The organism is Tsukamurella sp. 1534 (assembly GCF_000312385.1).
Lineage (GTDB): Bacteria > Actinomycetota > Actinomycetes > Mycobacteriales > Mycobacteriaceae > Tsukamurella.
In genome coordinates this window covers 278,704-294,166 of the sequence record NZ_HE997627.1, presented here as the reverse complement: position 1 = coordinate 294,166, position 15,463 = coordinate 278,704, and the positions used below count along the sequence as shown (strand labels likewise).

At 71.7% G+C, this 15,463-nt stretch carries 15 protein-coding genes; 9 read left to right on the top strand and 6 right to left on the bottom strand.

What is annotated here, in order from left to right:
- Positions 1–60: 60 nt before the first annotated feature.
- Complete coding sequence (locus tag BN39_RS13775) at positions 61–825, top strand: GntR family transcriptional regulator (protein WP_019203001.1); 765 nt, start codon at positions 61–63, stop codon at positions 823–825.
- Positions 822–1,505, top strand: coding sequence for a phosphonatase-like hydrolase (locus tag BN39_RS13770; protein ID WP_019203000.1), 684 nt, complete (start codon positions 822–824; stop codon positions 1,503–1,505). The genes BN39_RS13775 and BN39_RS13770 overlap by 4 nt, the downstream gene beginning before the upstream one ends.
- Positions 1,506–1,524: 19 nt before the next feature.
- Here the strand turns inward: BN39_RS13770 and BN39_RS13765 are convergent, their stop codons facing one another.
- Complete coding sequence (locus BN39_RS13765) at positions 1,525–2,214, bottom strand: TVP38/TMEM64 family protein (RefSeq protein WP_237741696.1); 690 nt, start codon at positions 2,212–2,214, stop codon at positions 1,525–1,527.
- A gap of 150 nt (positions 2,215–2,364) precedes the next feature.
- Between BN39_RS13765 and BN39_RS13760 the strand changes: the two genes are divergently transcribed.
- Genes BN39_RS13760 through meaB form a run of 3 tightly spaced genes read left to right on the top strand, consistent with a single transcriptional unit; the run spans position 2,365 to position 7,372 of the window.
- Positions 2,365–4,158: a methylmalonyl-CoA mutase family protein gene (locus BN39_RS13760; RefSeq protein ID WP_019202998.1), complete on the top strand. Its 1,794-nt coding sequence runs from the start codon at positions 2,365–2,367 to the stop codon at positions 4,156–4,158.
- Positions 4,158–6,386, top strand: a complete 2,229-nt coding sequence (gene scpA / locus BN39_RS13755) for a methylmalonyl-CoA mutase (RefSeq protein WP_019202997.1) — start codon at positions 4,158–4,160, stop codon at positions 6,384–6,386. The genes BN39_RS13760 and scpA overlap by 1 nt, the downstream gene beginning before the upstream one ends.
- Before the next feature lie 2 nt (positions 6,387–6,388).
- Positions 6,389–7,372, top strand: coding sequence for a methylmalonyl Co-A mutase-associated GTPase MeaB (meaB, locus tag BN39_RS13750; RefSeq protein WP_081586167.1), 984 nt, complete (start codon positions 6,389–6,391; stop codon positions 7,370–7,372).
- Positions 7,373–7,376: 4 nt separating this feature from the next.
- Here meaB and BN39_RS13745 read toward each other — a convergent pair whose 3' ends face one another.
- Both BN39_RS13745 and BN39_RS13740 read right to left on the bottom strand, forming a co-directional pair.
- A complete protein-coding gene (locus BN39_RS13745) occupies positions 7,377–8,357 on the bottom strand; it encodes a triacylglycerol lipase (protein ID WP_148281496.1) in 981 nt (326 codons plus the stop codon).
- An 11-nt stretch (positions 8,358–8,368) separates the two neighbouring features.
- A complete protein-coding gene (locus tag BN39_RS13740) occupies positions 8,369–9,352 on the bottom strand; it encodes a triacylglycerol lipase (protein WP_019202994.1) in 984 nt (327 codons plus the stop codon).
- 90 nt (positions 9,353–9,442) lie between these two features.
- On the opposite strand from BN39_RS13740, the gene BN39_RS13735 reads away from it, so the two are divergent.
- Genes BN39_RS13735 through BN39_RS13720 form a run of 4 tightly spaced genes read left to right on the top strand, consistent with a single transcriptional unit; the run spans position 9,443 to position 13,267 of the window.
- The gene (locus BN39_RS13735; RefSeq protein WP_019202993.1) at positions 9,443–9,904 is read left to right on the top strand and encodes a flavodoxin family protein; all 462 of its coding nucleotides are present in this window, start codon (positions 9,443–9,445) and stop codon (positions 9,902–9,904) included.
- Positions 9,905–9,963: 59 nt separating this feature from the next.
- The gene (locus tag BN39_RS13730; protein WP_040767988.1) at positions 9,964–11,616 is read left to right on the top strand and encodes a thiamine pyrophosphate-binding protein; all 1,653 of its coding nucleotides are present in this window, start codon (positions 9,964–9,966) and stop codon (positions 11,614–11,616) included.
- A complete protein-coding gene (locus BN39_RS13725; RefSeq protein WP_019202991.1) occupies positions 11,613–12,245 on the top strand; it encodes a hypothetical protein in 633 nt (210 codons plus the stop codon). The genes BN39_RS13730 and BN39_RS13725 overlap by 4 nt, the downstream gene beginning before the upstream one ends.
- Positions 12,230–13,267, top strand: coding sequence for a 3-oxoacyl-ACP synthase III family protein (locus BN39_RS13720; RefSeq protein WP_051159019.1), 1,038 nt, complete (start codon positions 12,230–12,232; stop codon positions 13,265–13,267). The genes BN39_RS13725 and BN39_RS13720 overlap by 16 nt, the downstream gene beginning before the upstream one ends.
- Positions 13,268–13,283: 16 nt before the next feature.
- On the opposite strand, the gene BN39_RS13715 is transcribed toward BN39_RS13720, so the two are convergent.
- The 3 genes from BN39_RS13715 to BN39_RS13705 are packed head-to-tail and all read right to left on the bottom strand — an operon-like array spanning position 13,284 to position 15,454.
- Positions 13,284–13,892, bottom strand: coding sequence for a QsdR family transcriptional regulator (locus tag BN39_RS13715; RefSeq protein ID WP_019202989.1), 609 nt, complete (start codon positions 13,890–13,892; stop codon positions 13,284–13,286).
- Positions 13,893–13,909: 17 nt separating this feature from the next.
- Positions 13,910–14,680 (bottom strand): triacylglycerol lipase, encoded by a 771-nt coding sequence (locus tag BN39_RS13710; RefSeq protein WP_019202988.1) that lies wholly within the window; start codon positions 14,678–14,680, stop codon positions 13,910–13,912.
- Between the two features lie 6 nt (positions 14,681–14,686).
- Positions 14,687–15,454: an SDR family NAD(P)-dependent oxidoreductase gene (locus BN39_RS13705; RefSeq protein WP_019202987.1), complete on the bottom strand. Its 768-nt coding sequence runs from the start codon at positions 15,452–15,454 to the stop codon at positions 14,687–14,689.
- Positions 15,455–15,463 lie beyond the last annotated feature (9 nt).

The window sequence follows — 15,463 nt, the reverse complement described above, 5'->3', positions numbered from 1 at the left end:
TTCATCCGGCGTTCACTCGGAGGTCCCGCACGTGGTCCAACCACTTGTATACTCAACAACGTGGTCGCAGCAGAGCCTCTCCATCAACGACTGGCCGCCGAGTTCCGCGCGCGCATCTCCTCCGGGAGGTGGCCCGAGGGCCGGCAGGCCCCGAGCGAGGCGGCGCTGTGCGAGGAGTTCGGCACCTCCCGCGGGCCCGTGCGCCAGGCGCTCGCGACGCTGCGCGCCGAGGGGCTCATCGTCGGCGGCCAGGGTCGATCGCCCGTCGTGCGGCGCAACGTTCCCGCGCACACCGCCAGCGCACTCGGATCCTTCACCGCGTGGGCGCGCGAGCACGGCAGTGAGCCCGGCCAGCGCACCACGCTGCAGGCGCGGGTGCCCGCCACCGCGGAGATCGCCGAGCTCCTGCAGGTCGCGCCCGGCGAGCCCGTCCTCGAACTCCGGCGCGTCCGTACCCTCGACGGGGAACCCGCTCTGCGCGAACACATGTACTTCGTGTGGAGCGTGGGACGCACGCTCATGGAGTTCGACCCGGACTCGGGCTCGGTCAACCGTTTCCTGCTCGACAACGGTGCCGATCTCTTCGCCTCGACCCATCAACTGGACGCCGTGGCCGCGACGGTCGAGGACGCGGAACAGCTCGGCCTGGAACCCGGGGCCCCGCTCCTGCGGGTCCGGCGCATCACCACCGACGCCGCCGGCGACGTCGTCGAGTACGCCGAGGACCGCTACGTCCCGGGCGTGACCACCGTGACCGTCGAGAACCGCCTCTTCGCCGCGCCCACCGGGGCGCAGGCGCCCATCCCGATCAGGAGAAACGCATGAAAGCACCGATCGAACTCGTCGCGCTCGACATGGCCGGCACCACCATCGACGACGGGGGCGCGGTCTACGAGGCGCTGCGCGGCGCCGTGGAGGACGCGGGCGCCGCCGTCGCCCAGGACGACCTGCAGGTGTGGATGGGGACCGACAAGGTGGAGGCCATCACCAACCTGTTGCGCCTGGGAGGGCTCGAACCGACCGGCGAACGGGTGACCGCCGGGTTCGCGCGGTTCCGGGAACGCCTGCAGGAGGCCTACATCCAGGCGCCCCCGACGCCGATCGCCGGCGTTCCCGAGGCGCTGGCCGAGCTGCGGCGCCGCGGCGTCAAGGTCGCGCTCACCACCGGGTTCGACGATGCGGTCGCCCACCCTCTGCTCGCGGCGATCGGCTGGGACGTGGGCGGCGTGGTGGACGCCGTGGTCACGACCTCCGACGTGGCGGCCGGCCGCCCGGCGCCGTACATGATCCACCGCGCCATGGAACGCACCGGCGTCCGCGACGTGCGCCGCGTCCTCGCGGCCGGCGACACGGCCGTCGACGTGGAGGCGGCGAACAACGCCGGCGCGGTGTCGGTGGGCGTCCTGACGGGGAAGGCCGCACCGGACGTGCTCGCCGAGGCGGGCGCAGCCCACGTGCTCGGCGGCGTCGTCGACCTCCCCGCCCTCCTCCTTCCGCAACGCTGAAGGCTTGCAGACCTCTCGGTCAAGCTTCAGGTCTTGCGGGTAGCCGCGCGTCGAGGAGCAGCCCCGCGACGCCGACGGCCATGAGCGCTCCGCTGATCACGACCAACCACGGCGAGGACGCGCCCGTGAGAGCGTCCCCGAGCAGCACCACCGCGATGGTGCCCGGGGCGAGGCCCGCCACCGTCGCCACCAGGTACGGCCAGAACCGGACCGGCGAGAGGGCGGACGCGTAGTTCAGCAGCGAGAACGGCACCGCGGCGATGAGCCGCAGCGATCCCACCGCGAGCCAACCCCGCGCGCGGAGGCGCGCCGCGATCGGCGCGTACACGCGGTGCTCGCGGACCCGGGCGATGACCACCGACGGGTGCCGGCGGTCTATCTCCCGCACCCCGAGGAAGGCGATGCTCGCGGCGATCGTGGACGCGACCATGCACACCCCGATCCCGACGACGGGGCCGAACAGGAACCCGGCCGACACGGTGAACATCGTGCGGGGGATCGGGAACACCGTGATCACGATGTGTGCGAGCAGGAACAGCACGAGGAACCATGAACCGGTCGAATCCGCCCAGGCCCGGATGGTGGACGCGGCCGGATGCGGCAGCAGCATGCCGACGATGACGATCGCGAGGATCACGCCGCAGCCGACCACCGCGCGGACCACCATTCCGCGGTCGCCGGGCCGGAGGCGAGATTCGTTGGCACCCACGTCGAGCCAAGATACGCGGCGATGAACGGATCGGCGTGACCCTACTGGGGCGTACCAGAACGAATCGGTTAACGTGGATTCTCGGGTGCCGCTGTGAGCGGCGGTGCCTCGCGGCCCGTGCGTGCGCTGGGCCACAGGTGAGGAGGTCTAGTGGCGGACAACCCCTACGACGCGTGGCGCGATTCGGTCGGTGCCGTGCTCGCCAAGTCCCGAGGCGGAACGCCGCCCGAGGATCCGATCGCGGCGTTGACCACGCCCACGGAGGACGACGGCGTCCAGATCGCGCCGCTCTACAGCGGGCGGGACGAGCTGCCCCAGGCGCCCCTGCCAGGGTCCTACCCGTACACCCGCGGCGGGAACCCCACGCCCGACGTCCGTCTGGGCTGGAAGGTCGCGGAGCGCTTCGGCCCCGGCGAGGACGCCGCGGACGTGCTGGGCGCTCTCGAATCCGGCGCGAGCGCGCTCTGGATCGAGCGGCCCGATCCGGCCCCGCTGCTCCAGGGCGTCTACCCCGACATGGCCCCGATCCTGCTCACCGCCGGCGGACGCGCCGCGGATGCCGCCACCCAGGTGTACGCCGCTCTCGACGCGGCGGCCGAGAGCGACCAGTACCGCGCCGACCTGGTGCGCGTCAGCCTCGGCGCGGCGCCCCTGACCTCCCAGGTCGTGGGCCGTGCCGACGTCGCGCCCGACGAGGCCGCCGACCTGGCCCGCGCCGCGGACACCCGCCCCGAGGACGTGCGCGCGATCGTCGTCGACGGTGCCGACCTGCACAACGCGGGCGCCACCTGCGCGCAGGAGCTGGGCCTCGCGGCGGCCGCGGGCCTCGACCACGTCCGCGCGCTCGTCGCGTCCGGTCTGGCCACCGACGCAGCCCTGCGGCAGCTCACGATCCGGCTCGCCGCCACCGACGACCAGTTCCTCACCCTCGCCAAGATCCGCGCCTGGCGCGCGGTGTGGGCACGGGTGGCCAAGCAGCTCGGCCACCCCGAGGCCGGCAACGCCCCGGTGCACGCGGTGACCTCGCTCGCCGCGACCACACAGCGCGATCCGTGGGTCAACATGCTGCGCACCACCGTCGCCGCGTTCGGCGCCGGCCTCGGCGGCGCGGACTACGTGACCACTCTCCAATTCGACGCCGCGCTGCCGGGCGGCGTCGAGGGCTACTCGCCGGCGTTCGCGCGGCGCATCGCCCGCAACACCCAGCTGTTGCTGCTCGAGGAGTCGAACCTCGGCCGCGTGGTGGACCCGGGTGCCGGATCCTGGCACGTGGAGTCCCTCACCGACGACCTGGCCCGCAACGCCTGGACGGTACTGCAGGCCACCGAACGGGACGGCGGGTTCGCCCGGGGCGTCGCCGACGAGACGATCGCCGCGACGATCGGGGAGTCCGCGGACCGCCGCGACGACGCCGTCTCGCGCCGCGCCACCAAGCTCACCGGCGTCAACGAGTTCCCGAACCTCGCGGAACCGCCCATCGCCCCGTCGCCCGCCCGGAACGGTGCCGTCGTGCGGTCGCACGCCGCGCCGTTCGAGGCGCTCCGCGCCCGCTCCGACGGCTTCCTCCGCGACCACGGCGTGCGGCCGCGGATCCGGATGGTCACCATCGGCACCGTCGCGCAGTACAACGCCAGGTCGACGTTCCTCACCAACCTGCTCGCCTCCGGCGGCATCGAGACCGTCCTGGACGCCGAGGAGCAGAAGGCGGGGACCGCCACCGTCGACGGTTCGCCGGGCGCCCGGATCACGGTCCTGGCCGGATCCGACACCGGTTACGCCGAGGAGGGCGAGGCCCTCGCCCGGTCACTGCGCGACGAGGGCGACCTGGTGCTGCTCGCGGGGAAGCCGGGGACCGTCGACGACGGCATGATCGACTTCTACCTGCACGCGAAGATCGACGCGGCCGCCGTGCTCGACGACCTGCTGACGCGATTGGGGGCGTGATGACTGACACCACGATCGGGAGCTTCGCCGACGTGCCGTTCGAGGACGTGCCCGCGGCGGCACCATCGGGCGACGAGGTCGGCGCGTTCGTCGACGCGGCGGCGGAGGCCCACGCCTACACGCCGGATCAGCTGACCTGGACCACACCGGAGGGCATCGACGTCAAGCCGGTGTACACCCGTGCCGACCGTGACGCCGTCGCGGACGCCGGATACCCGGTGGACTCGCTGCCGGGCGCGGCGCCGTTCATCCGCGGCCCGTACCCCACGATGTACGTCAACCAGCCGTGGACCGTGCGCCAGTACGCGGGGTTCTCCACCGCGGCCGAGTCCAACGCCTTCTACCGCCGCAACCTGGCCGCCGGCCAGAAGGGCCTCTCGGTGGCCTTCGACCTGGCGACCCACCGCGGCTACGACTCCGACCATCCACGCGTCCAGGGCGACGTGGGAATGGCGGGCGTCGCCATCGATTCGATCCTGGACATGCGGCAGCTGTTCGACGGCATCGACCTGTCCGCCGTCTCCGTGTCGATGACGATGAACGGCGCCGTGCTCCCGATCCTCGCGCTCTACGTGGTCGCCGCGGAGGAGCAGGGCGTGGGGCCGGAGAAGCTGGCCGGCACCATCCAGAACGACATCCTCAAAGAGTTCATGGTGCGGAACACCTACATCTATCCGCCCCAGCCCTCGATGCGGATCATCTCCGACATCTTCGCGTTCACCTCGCAGAAGATGCCGAAGTTCAACTCGATCTCCATCTCCGGCTACCACATCCAGGAGGCCGGGGCCACAGCCGATCTGGAGCTCGCGTACACGCTGGCCGACGGTGTCGAGTACATCAAGGCCGGCATCGACGCGGGCCTCGACGTGGACAAGTTCGCGCCCCGCCTGTCCTTCTTCTGGGGCATCGGCATGAACTTCTTCATGGAGGTCGCCAAGCTGCGGGCCGCGCGCCTGCTGTGGAGCGAGCTGGTGGCCGAGTTCGACGCGAAGAACGCGAAATCCCTTTCTCTGCGCACGCATTCGCAGACATCGGGATGGTCGCTCACGGCGCAGGACGTGTTCAACAACGTGGCCCGCACGTGCGTGGAGGCCATGGCCGCCACCCAGGGGCACACCCAGTCGCTGCACACGAACGCCCTCGACGAGGCGATCGCGCTGCCCACCGACTTCTCCGCCCGGATCGCCCGCAACACCCAGCTGCTGCTGCAGCAGGAGTCGGGCACCACGCGGCCGATCGATCCCTGGGGCGGCTCCTACTACCTGGAGACGCTCACCCACGAGCTGGCGGAGCGGGCGCGCGCCCACATCCGCGAGGTCGCGGAGCACGGCGGCATGGCCAAGGCCATCTCCGAGGGCATCCCGAAGCTGCGCATCGAGGAGGCCGCCGCCCGCACCCAGGCCCGCATCGACTCCGGCCGTCAACCGGTGATCGGCGTGAACAAGTACCAGGTGCCCGAGGACGCGGAGATCGAGCTGCTCAAGGTCGAGAACTCGCGCGTGCGCGCCGAGCAGCTGGCCAAGCTCGAGTCCCTGCGCGCGGAGCGCGACGACGCCGCGGTGACGGCCGCGCTGGAGAACCTGTCCCGCGCGGCGGCGTCCGCCGAGGGCGGGCTGGAGAACAACCTCCTGGCACTCGCCATCGACGCGGCCCGCGCGAAGGCCACCGTCGGCGAGATCTCCGACGCGCTGGAGAAGGTGTACGGGCGGCACCAGGCCGAGATCCGTACTCTCAGTGGCGTGTACCGCGAGGAGGCCGGCGCGGCCGGCAGCATCGTCACCGCCACCGAGCTGGTGGAGAAGTTCGAGGAGGCCGACGGCCGCCGCCCCCGCGTGCTCATCGCCAAGATGGGCCAGGACGGGCACGACCGCGGCCAGAAGGTGATCGCCACCGCGTTCGCCGACCTGGGCTTCGACGTGGACGTGGGCCCGCTGTTCTCGACGCCGGAGGAGGTGGCCCAGCAGGCCGCCGACAACGACGTGCACGTCGTGGGCGTGTCCTCGCTGGCGGCGGGGCACCTGACGCTGGTCCCCGCGCTGCGCGACGCCCTCGCCGAGGTGGGCCGGCCCGACATCATGATCGTGGTGGGCGGCGTCATCCCGCCCGGCGACTTCGACGAGCTGTACGCGGCCGGCGCCTCGGCGATCTTCCCGCCCGGCACCGTCATCGCGGATTCGGCGGTCGACCTGCTGCAGCGCCTCGCCGAGCGGCTCGGCTACACGCTGTAGTGCTGACCGTCGAGGAGTTGGCGGCCGGCGTCCGGGAGGACCGCCGCGCCGTCCTCGCGCGGGCGATCACCCTGGTGGAATCGCGCCGCGCGGATCACCAGGAGCTGGCGCAGCGGCTGCTGCTGGAACTGACGCCGCCGCCCGATGCGCCGATCGCGACCCGCGTGGGGATCACGGGTGTGCCCGGCGTCGGCAAGTCCACGACGATCGAGGCCCTGGGCAATCACCTGATCTCGTTGGGGCACAAGGTGGCCGTGCTCGCAGTGGATCCGTCGTCCACGCGCAGCGGCGGATCGATCCTCGGGGACAAGACGCGGATGGGGACGCTCGCGGTGAACCCGCGTGCGTACATCCGCCCGTCGCCCACGTCGGGCACGCTCGGCGGCGTCGCCAAGGCGACCCGGGAGACCATGGTGCTCATGGAGGCCGCCGGTTTCGACGTGGTCCTGGTGGAGACCGTCGGCGTGGGGCAGTCCGAGGTGACGGTCGCGAACATGGTGGACACCTTCGCCTTCCTCACCCTGGCCCGCACCGGTGATCAGCTGCAGGGCATCAAGAAGGGCGTCCTGGAGCTCGCCGACGTGGTCTCGGTGAACAAGGCCGACGGGGAGCACGTCGTGGAGGCGCGGGTCGCCGCCCGCGAGCTGTCCGGCGCGCTGCGCCTGATCCACCCGAAGGGCTCGTTGTGGCGCCCGCCGGTGCTCACCATGAGCGCGCTCGAGGGCACGGGCGTCGCCGAGTTCTGGGACGAGGTCCTGCGGCACCAGCGCACGCTGAAGGAGGCGGGGGAGTTCGACCGCCGGCGCCGGGAGCAGCAGGTGGAGTGGACCTGGACCATGGTGCGCGACGCCGTTCTCGGACGGGTCGAGCGGTCCGACGGTGTGCGGTCCGTACGCGACGAGGTCGAGGCCGCCGTCCAGGACGGCTCCCTCACCCCGGCCCTCGCCGCGCAGCGCATCCTCGACGCCTTCGACGCGCCGTCCTGACCCGTCAATCAGCGAGCTGTTCGAGCATGGTCATGTCGTAGGCCCAGGGTTGCGGTTCGGAGCCGAAGTACGGTGCGACCGCCTCGCACGGAACGGGTTTCGCGTTCCCCGGGGCCAGCGCGTTGAGCACATGGGTCCACGCGCGTCGGTTGTACACGGTGCTGATGTGCTCGGACCAGTCCTTCAGACAGCCCTCCTGCAGGGTGATGTTCGTGACCTTCTCACCCTTGAGGTACTGCCGCGGGTACGGGGTCACCACCTGATCGTTGACGGTCACGATGGTGGTGTAGGTGACGCCCGGCCGGGTGTCACCGGCGCCGTACACCTCCCGTGCGAGGTCCGATCCGACGGTCTGCTGGCCGAGTGCGGGCACGAAAACGTCGAGAACCTTCCGCACCGCGGGCCCGAGGGGAACGAGGGTCGGCTGCAGCAGGGCGGCGGTGGAGAGGGTGGTTCCGTGGTTACTCGGGGAGATGCCGACGAACTTGTCGACGTAGCGGGCACCGTCGAGCACATTGATGAAGTACGCGGGCAACACCCCGCCGCCCTGCGAGTGCCCGACGAGATCCACCTTCTTCGCGCCGGTCTCGGCGAGGACGGCGCGGACCCTGTCGCGCAGTGTTCGGGCGCTGCGACGGACGTCGTCCACGGCCTGTACCGGGATCTCGGGCAGATAAGCGGCGTTGCCGTAGTTGAAGGTGAACACGCAGTGCCCGGCGTTCTTGAGGAACGGGGCGCCGGCCTGGAAGGCGAGCGCCTGGTTGGTGGCGCTCGGGTTGATGAGGACTACCGGATTCGGATGCTGCGGGCCGGGTTTGCACGGGAGGTTCGCGCCGGGCGGCGGCGTTTCGGGGAGCAGGCCGGGTCCGATCGCGGTGAGCACGTCCCACCGGACCGGGAGTGCCGCGCCCGCCGGCGCGGCACACGTCCCGGCGATGACGGCCGCGACCACTCCGACGGCGACGGAGCGGCGAAGGCTTCTCATCTCGCCCGCCTTCAGTTGGCGAGCTGCTCGAGCATGGTCATGTCGTAGGCCCAGGGTTGCGGTTCGGAGCCGAAGTACGGTGCGACCGCCTCGCACGGAACGGGTTTCGCGTTCCCCGGGTCCAGCGCGTTGAGCACGTGGTTCCACGCGCGGCGGCTGTAGACGGTGGACAGGTGCTCGGACCAGTCCTTGAGACAGCCCTCCTGCAGGGTGATGTTCGTGACGGCGTCGCCCTTGAGGTACTGCCGGGGGTAGGGGGTCACCACCTGGTCGTGGATCGAGACGATGGTGGTGTAGGTGACGCCGGGCCGGGTGTCGCCGCCGGCGTACACCTCCTTGGCCAGCTCGGACCCGATGGCCTGCTGGCTGAGCGCCGGGCCCAGGACGTCGAGGATCTTCATGACGCCGGGGCCCACGGGGCCGAGGGTCGGCTGCAACAACGCGATGGTGGACAGGGTGGTGCCGTGGTTGCTCGGGGAGATGCCGACGAATTTGTCCACGTACTTCGCGCCGCCGAGGACGTTGACGTAGTACGCGGGCATGATCCCGCCGCCCTGTGAGTGCCCGACGAGGTCCACCTTCTTCGCGCCGGTCTCGGCGAGGACCGCGCGCACCTTCGCCTGCAGCGTGCGTCCGCCGTCTCGGATGTCGCCGAGCGCCTGCACCGGCGTCTCCGGCAGGTAGGCCGGGTTGCCGTAGTTGAAGGAGTACACGCAGTACCCCGCGTTCTTCAGGTACGGCGCGCCGGCCTGGAAGGCGGTGGCCTGGTTCGCGAACGTCGGGTTGACCAGGATCACCGGGTCGGGGTGCGCGGCGCTCGGCTTGCACGGCACGTTGGCGCCGGGTGGGGGCGTCTCGGGGAACAACGCGGGAACGACCGCGGACAGCAGGTCCCACCGGACAGGGAGCGGAGCGGCTCCCGCCGCGCCGCCGCCGGCCGAGGTCAGCGCCGTCGCCGAGAGGATCGCCAGGAGGACCGCCAAGGCCTTCTTCATGTGCATTCTCTTTCGTCGCCTCAGTTATGTGATTGCAATGTTAGGTATGATTCTCTGTCGTTGCAGGCGATCAGGCGTCACGATTGATACATGGCGGTACTACTTGTCTGCGCGTCCACGCATCACGGCAACACCCGCAGGGTCGCGGACCGGCTCGCGTCGGTGCTCGACGCCCGGGTCGTCGCCCCTGCCGACGTCACCGAGGAGGAGATCGACGGCGCGGATCTGGTCGGCTTCGGATCGGGCGTGTACTGGATGTCGTTCGACTCCGCGCTGACGGACCTGATCCGAACGTTGCCGTCGAAGTCGCGCGGCTCCGCGTTCGTCTTCGCCACCAGCGGGATGCCCGAGACGCCGGTGCGCCGCTACACCCGTGGGCTCCGGTCGCTGCTCGAGGAGCGCGGTTTCGATGTCGCCGACGAGGCGTTCCTCTGTCGCGGGTGGGACACCATGGGCCCCATCGGGTGGATCGGCGGGATGAACAAAGGGCACCCGACCGGCGCCGACCTCGACGCGGCCGCCTCGTACGCGCAGCGCTTCATTGAAACCTAAAGCGTTTGCCATCGCAACTTTCGTTGTGATGGTCGTGCGACGCGCCTACCGTTGTCGGTGTGGATCCCACAGTGGCGGACGTGCTGGCGAAAGCTTTGTACGCGTACGGAATTCGTGACGCGTACGGTATCCACGGGGCGAACTCGGAGGACCTGTTCGCCGCGGTGCTGCGCGAACCTCCCGAGGCGCGCCTGCGGCTGACCATCGCCAAGCACGAATTCGGCGCGGGGGCCATGGCCGACGGCACCGCTCGGATGACCGGCCGTCCCGCCTGCCTCATCGCCACCTCCGGCGGCGCCGCGATGAACTGCGTTCCCGCACTGGCGGAGTCGTACCAGTCCCGGGTGCCGGTACTGGCTCTGGTCGGGTCCGCCCCGACGGCGTCGGAGGGCCGCGGCGGGTTCCAGGACATGTGCGCACACCCGCGGACCGTCGACGCCCTCGCGGTGTACCGCGGTATCACCGGCTACGCCGCGAAGGTCTCCTCACCCGAGCATCTGTGGCCCGCGCTCGACGGTGCGCTCGACGCGCTGGAGCGAGGCCACCCCGCGGTCCTCCTCCTGCCCAAGGACGTGCAGACCGCGCCCGCCGCACCGTCGGACCGGCACCGGATCCCGTCGCCGCCCGCGCCGGCGCCCGAACCGTCTGCGGCGGTCCGCAGCGCGCTGGCCACCGCGTCCCGGCCGCTGATCGTGCTCGGCGAGGCCGCCTCCCGCGCCGGGCTGGCCAACCCCGCGGGTGCCCTCGCCCGCGCGACCGGCGCGGTGTTCGCTCTGGGGCCCAACGGCCGCGACGCGCTGCCGGCCGGCGCGCACTTCGTCGGCGTCTCCGGCCCCATGGGGCACCCGTCGGTGCCGCGGGCGGCAGCGGAGGCCGACCTCATCCTGGCGCTCGGAACCGACCTGGACATCATGGACCGAGCGGGCCTGGAACCCGCGCTCGACGCCGTCCGCACCGTGCACATCGCCGCGGAGCCGCCGCTGTACCCCGTCGGCCTGCACGAGCCGACCGCCGACCTCGCCGGTTACGTCGCCGCTCTCGCCGCCGGCCTCAGCGGGCGCCGCCCCCGCGCGCCGTGGACCACCGCACCGCCGGAGCCGATCGAGCCACCGCGCTCCGGGAACGACCGGATCACCTGCACCGACGCCGTTCTGGCCCTGTCCGGTGCGATCCCCGCCGACGCGCTGGTGTTCGCCGACGCCGGTAACGCCGGCGCCGCGGTGGTCCACCGGATGCCTCCGCACACCGGCTCCCGGTTCCTCGTGGCGCTCGGCATGGGCGGCATGGGCTACGGCATCGCCGCCGGAGTCGGCGCCGCGATCGCCGGCGGGCGGCGCACCGTGATCATCGCCGGCGACGGCGCCTTCTACATGCACGGCATGGAGATCCACACCGCCGTGGAATCCGGGGCGCCGGTGTTGTTGGTGGTGCTCAACAACGACGCGCACGGCATGTGCGTGGCGCGTGAGGATCGGTTCTTCGCCGGGCTGCCGAGCCTGAACACGTTCCGGCACACGCGAATCGGCGACGGGCTCGCGGCGATGTTCCCGTCCCTGAGGGTGGTCACGGCCGACACGGTGGCCGACACGCGCGCCGCCGGCGCGGACCTGCTCCGCGCCGCCGGTCCCTCCGCACTGGTGGTGAACACGGACCCGCTCGAGGTGCCGCCGTTCGCCGCGATCCTCCCCGACACCGCGAAGGAGCCCCGATGATCCCGAGAGAAGAGATCGAAGGCACGATCCGGATCGAGAGCCACCCGCGCCCCGTGGCGCAGCCGATCCTCATGGACCGCCTGCGGTCCGTCTATCCGCACGACCAGGTCTACGGCGAGTTCTGCACCGTGCACTCCTACGTCGACGCCCCGCCCGACGAGCTCTACGACTGGCTCTCCGACACCCGTTCGCTGGAGGAGTGGACGTACAGCCTGCGCGGGTTCCGCGAGACGGACGAACCGGGCCTGTGGGTGGCCCGCGACATGCTCGGCGCTGACACCGAGATCTACACCCGCACCGTCGCGGACCCGAACGCGCGGACCGTCGACTACCACTGCGCCTGGGACCAGGGCAAGCACCTCTGGATGATCTACCTGATGCGGGTGGTCGACGCGAAGACGGTGTTCGACAAGCCCGGGTCGGTGGTGCTGTGGACCAACTGTCACCACCCGTTCTACGACGAGAACCCCTACCCGGAGACCGCGCCCCCGGAGCGCCCGGTGTGGGTCGGCGACCTGTGGGACACCTTCTCCGGCGGCCACCAGATGGAGCTCGAGAACCTCAAGGCGATCGCAGAACACCGCCATGCCGCGGGGCGGCCCATCCGGCCCGAATGGATGGAGTCGTGACCGCCCCCGCGAACCCCCGCATCGTCGGGCTCGCGTCCTACCTGCCCGAGAACCGGGTCTCCGCCGACTACTTCCGTGAGTTCGCTGACGCCGACAGCCGCACCCTGACCTCGAATCCGATGTTCGCGCCACCCGCGTTCCGGCACCACGCCGCGCCCGAGGAGTCCAACGTGGAGCTCATGTGCGCGGCCGTCGACCGGCTCCGGGAGCAGGTCGGATCCGATGCGATCGAGCGGGCCGACGTGATCCTCACCCACTCCCAGCTGCCCGACCTGCCCGTCGTGGGGTGCGGCGGCGATGTGGCGCGCCGGCTGGGCGTGCGCCCCACGCTCGTGCTGGACCTGCACAACGGCGGCTGCGCCGCGTTCATGCTGATGCTGCACCTCGTGCGCACCATGGCCGCCGCCGGGACCGCCCGCTCCGCGCTCCTGCTCACCGCGACGAACGCCGCGGGCAACGTGTTCACCCAGGACCGGGTGCGGAACCTGCCGCAGGCCGCGATCCCCGGCGACGGCGCCGCGGCGGCCCTGGTGGTCGCCGACCCGGGCGTGGGCGGCATCGAGGTGCGGAACGTGACCGTCGCCCAGCACAGCGAGTACGCGGGTGACATGACCGCGGCGGTCGACCCGCCCCGCAGGTACTGGGAGGCCGGTGAGGGACAGCTCCACGTGGGCTTCACCGAGTCGAAGATCGCGAAGGTCCTCGCGCGCGGCAACCGCCTCGTCCCCGAGGTCGCGCTCCAGGCGGCCGCGGCGGGCGGGCTGACCGGCCCGCAGGTGGGGCACCTCGTCACCAACCAGCCCAACCGCACGTTCCTGCGGAACTGGCGCGAGGCGCTGGAACTTCCGCCCGAACGCCACCCGGACACCTTCGACGAGTGCGGCAACCTATTCGCCGTGGGCGTCCCGCACACCTTCGCGACCGCCCTCGCGGACGGCCGGATCGCGCCGGGGGAGGACGTGGTGCTCGCCGCGTTCGCGCACGCCGGCGACTTCGCGGGGTCCGCGCTCGTGCGGACGTGACCGGACGCCGTGCGCCTCAGGGACGTGCGGGAAGGAACCGGGAGGCGACGCCGAGCACGGCGGCGCAGGACAGCCGTGCCTTCTCGGTGTCCGGCTGCTCGCCCGTGATGATCGGTGAGTACACGTACGCCTCAGCGGTGCGCAGCAGCAGGAACGCGAGATCGTCGATCGGCAGTTCGGGCGTGTACCGCCCCGCGTCGACCTCCTCCTCGATGACCGCGGCGATCCGGGCGAGGATCCGGTGGTGCACGCCACCCGCCTGGGTCGTCATGACGCGGAAAGCGCGTTCCGGTTCGCTGCGGACGAACGGGACGAACGCGGACCCGCGGTTCGCGACCGACGCGAAATCGCCCATCACGTTGGCGATCCGCACCGCGCCCTCGCCCTCGGCGCGCCGGGCGACGCGGTCGAACGCCGGCGCCGTGATCGACCACACCACCTCGCCCATCAGCCGGTCGCGCCCACCGAACCAGCGGAAGAGCGTGTTCCGGTTGACTTCCGCGTAGGCGGCGAGCTCGTTCATCTCCACTCGGCGCCCGGCGAGGAAGATCTCCGTGGCCCGCGCGATCACCGCGTCGCGCCGGTCCCGGCCGTCGCCCGCGGTGTCGGAGGCCCCGCTCGTCATCTGTGCAGTATCACATTTCACGCCCGATCGGTCGCGGTCGCCGGGTACGCGAACGTGAACGCGGGCGGCGGGCGGAACGGCGGACCGCCGGGCCCGTGGGCGAGTCGGTCGGCGAGCGCCCACAGCACCGCGGGATTGGCGCCGAGGCCCAGATGGGAGCCGAGCACCTCGATGTTCTCGGCCGACGGTGCCGGGTCCCGGCACAGCTGCCACGGCACGATGCCGTCGAGCCTGCTGTAGATCGCCACGGACGGCACGGGGAGCGGCGCACCGTCGGGCTCGAGCGGCAGCCCGAGTTCCTCCGCGTGCCACCGGCCGAACACCTCGTAAACCAGTCGGGCGTTGCTCTGCCCGTGGTCCGACAGCCGGAACGGGCTGCCGAGCGTGACCACCTGGCGGACCTGGTCGGGGTGCCCCCGCGCGAGCCGCCGGGCGAAGATGCCGCCCAGGCTCCAGCCGATCAGCGTGACCGGGCCCTCCTGATCGGCGATCGCGCGGAGCCGTGCGGGCATGCCGCGCAGGATCTTCTCGGACGGGCCGATGTTGGTGCCGAGGCGCCAGCCGTGCACGCGGTACCCGAGCATGCGCAGGGTGCGGCGCAGGGGCAGCGTGGTCGCGTCCGAGGTCCCGAGTCCGGGCAGGACGAGGATCGGCCTCCCGTCACCGGCCGGCGCGCGCAGCAGGGCCGGCCAGGTCCAGGCGAGGGCGCCGCCCTCCCAGAATGCGCGGGCGCAGTCGGTCGCCAGGAGGGCCGGGCCGGGTGCGCGGACGTGATCGACGGTGGTCATCGCGCCTCAATTCGTCAGCATGCCGCCGTCGACCGGCATCGTGATGCCGGTGACGTAGCTGGACGCGTCGCTCGCGAGGAAGAGCAGCGCGGGGTTCAGTTCGCCTTCGGCGCCGAGCCTGCCGAGCACGGTGCGCGGGAGCACGCGCTCGTCGAGGACGCCGTCCTCGAAATCGTCGGTCATCTCCGAGGCGAAGTAGCCCGGAGCGATCGCGTTCACCCGGATCCCGCGGCGCGAGCCCCACTGTTGCGCGAGGTCACGGGTCAGGCCGACCACCGCGGCCTTCGACGCCGAGTACGCCGCCTGCGGCATGAGGACACTGGTCAGGCCGAGGACGCTGGCGATGTTGATGATCGAGCTGCCCGGTCGCATCGCGCGCGCCGCCGCCTGCGCCATCCAGTACGTGCCGTTGAGGTTCACGTCGACCACCTTGCGGAAGTCGTCGGGATCCTCCCGCAGCGCGGGCACGGCGGTCGCGATCCCGGCGTTGTTCACCAGCACGTCGACGCGCCCGAACTCCCTTGTCGCAGCGTCGATCACCGCCGTACAGGCGTCGGGATCGACGACGTCGCAGGCCACCGGGAGGGCGCGGCGGCCGGCGGCCTCCACCAGTGCGGCGGTGTCGGCGAGGCGGTCGGCGCGCCGCGCGGCGAGCACGACGTCGGCGCCCGCGGCCGCGAGGGCCCGGGCGAAGCCGACGCCCAATCCGCTCGAGGCGCCGGTCACCACGGCGACGCGGCCGTCGAGGCGGAAGAGGTCCAGGGGGTTCGTCATCGTGGTCGA

Bases quoted from the DNA above. Each gene is read 5' to 3' on its own strand.
- BN39_RS13770 (WP_019203000.1), top strand. From the start codon at position 822: ATGAAAGCACCGATCGAACTCGTCGCGCTCGACATGGCCGGCACCACC.
- BN39_RS13725 (WP_019202991.1), top strand. From the start codon at position 11,613: ATGATCCCGAGAGAAGAGATCGAAGGCACGATCCGGATCGAGAGCCAC.
- BN39_RS13720 (WP_051159019.1), top strand. From the start codon at position 12,230: ATGGATGGAGTCGTGACCGCCCCCGCGAACCCCCGCATCGTCGGGCTC.
- BN39_RS13710 (WP_019202988.1), bottom strand. From the start codon at position 14,680: ATGACCACCGTCGATCACGTCCGCGCACCCGGCCCGGCCCTCCTGGCG.
- BN39_RS13740 (WP_019202994.1), bottom strand. From the start codon at position 9,352: ATGAAGAAGGCCTTGGCGGTCCTCCTGGCGATCCTCTCGGCGACGGCG.
- BN39_RS13715 (WP_019202989.1), bottom strand. From the start codon at position 13,892: ATGACGAGCGGGGCCTCCGACACCGCGGGCGACGGCCGGGACCGGCGC.
- scpA (WP_019202997.1), top strand. From the start codon at position 4,158: ATGACTGACACCACGATCGGGAGCTTCGCCGACGTGCCGTTCGAGGAC.
- BN39_RS13745 (WP_148281496.1), bottom strand. From the start codon at position 8,357: ATGAGAAGCCTTCGCCGCTCCGTCGCCGTCGGAGTGGTCGCGGCCGTC.
- BN39_RS13705 (WP_019202987.1), bottom strand. From the start codon at position 15,454: ATGACGAACCCCCTGGACCTCTTCCGCCTCGACGGCCGCGTCGCCGTG.
- BN39_RS13735 (WP_019202993.1), top strand. From the start codon at position 9,443: ATGGCGGTACTACTTGTCTGCGCGTCCACGCATCACGGCAACACCCGC.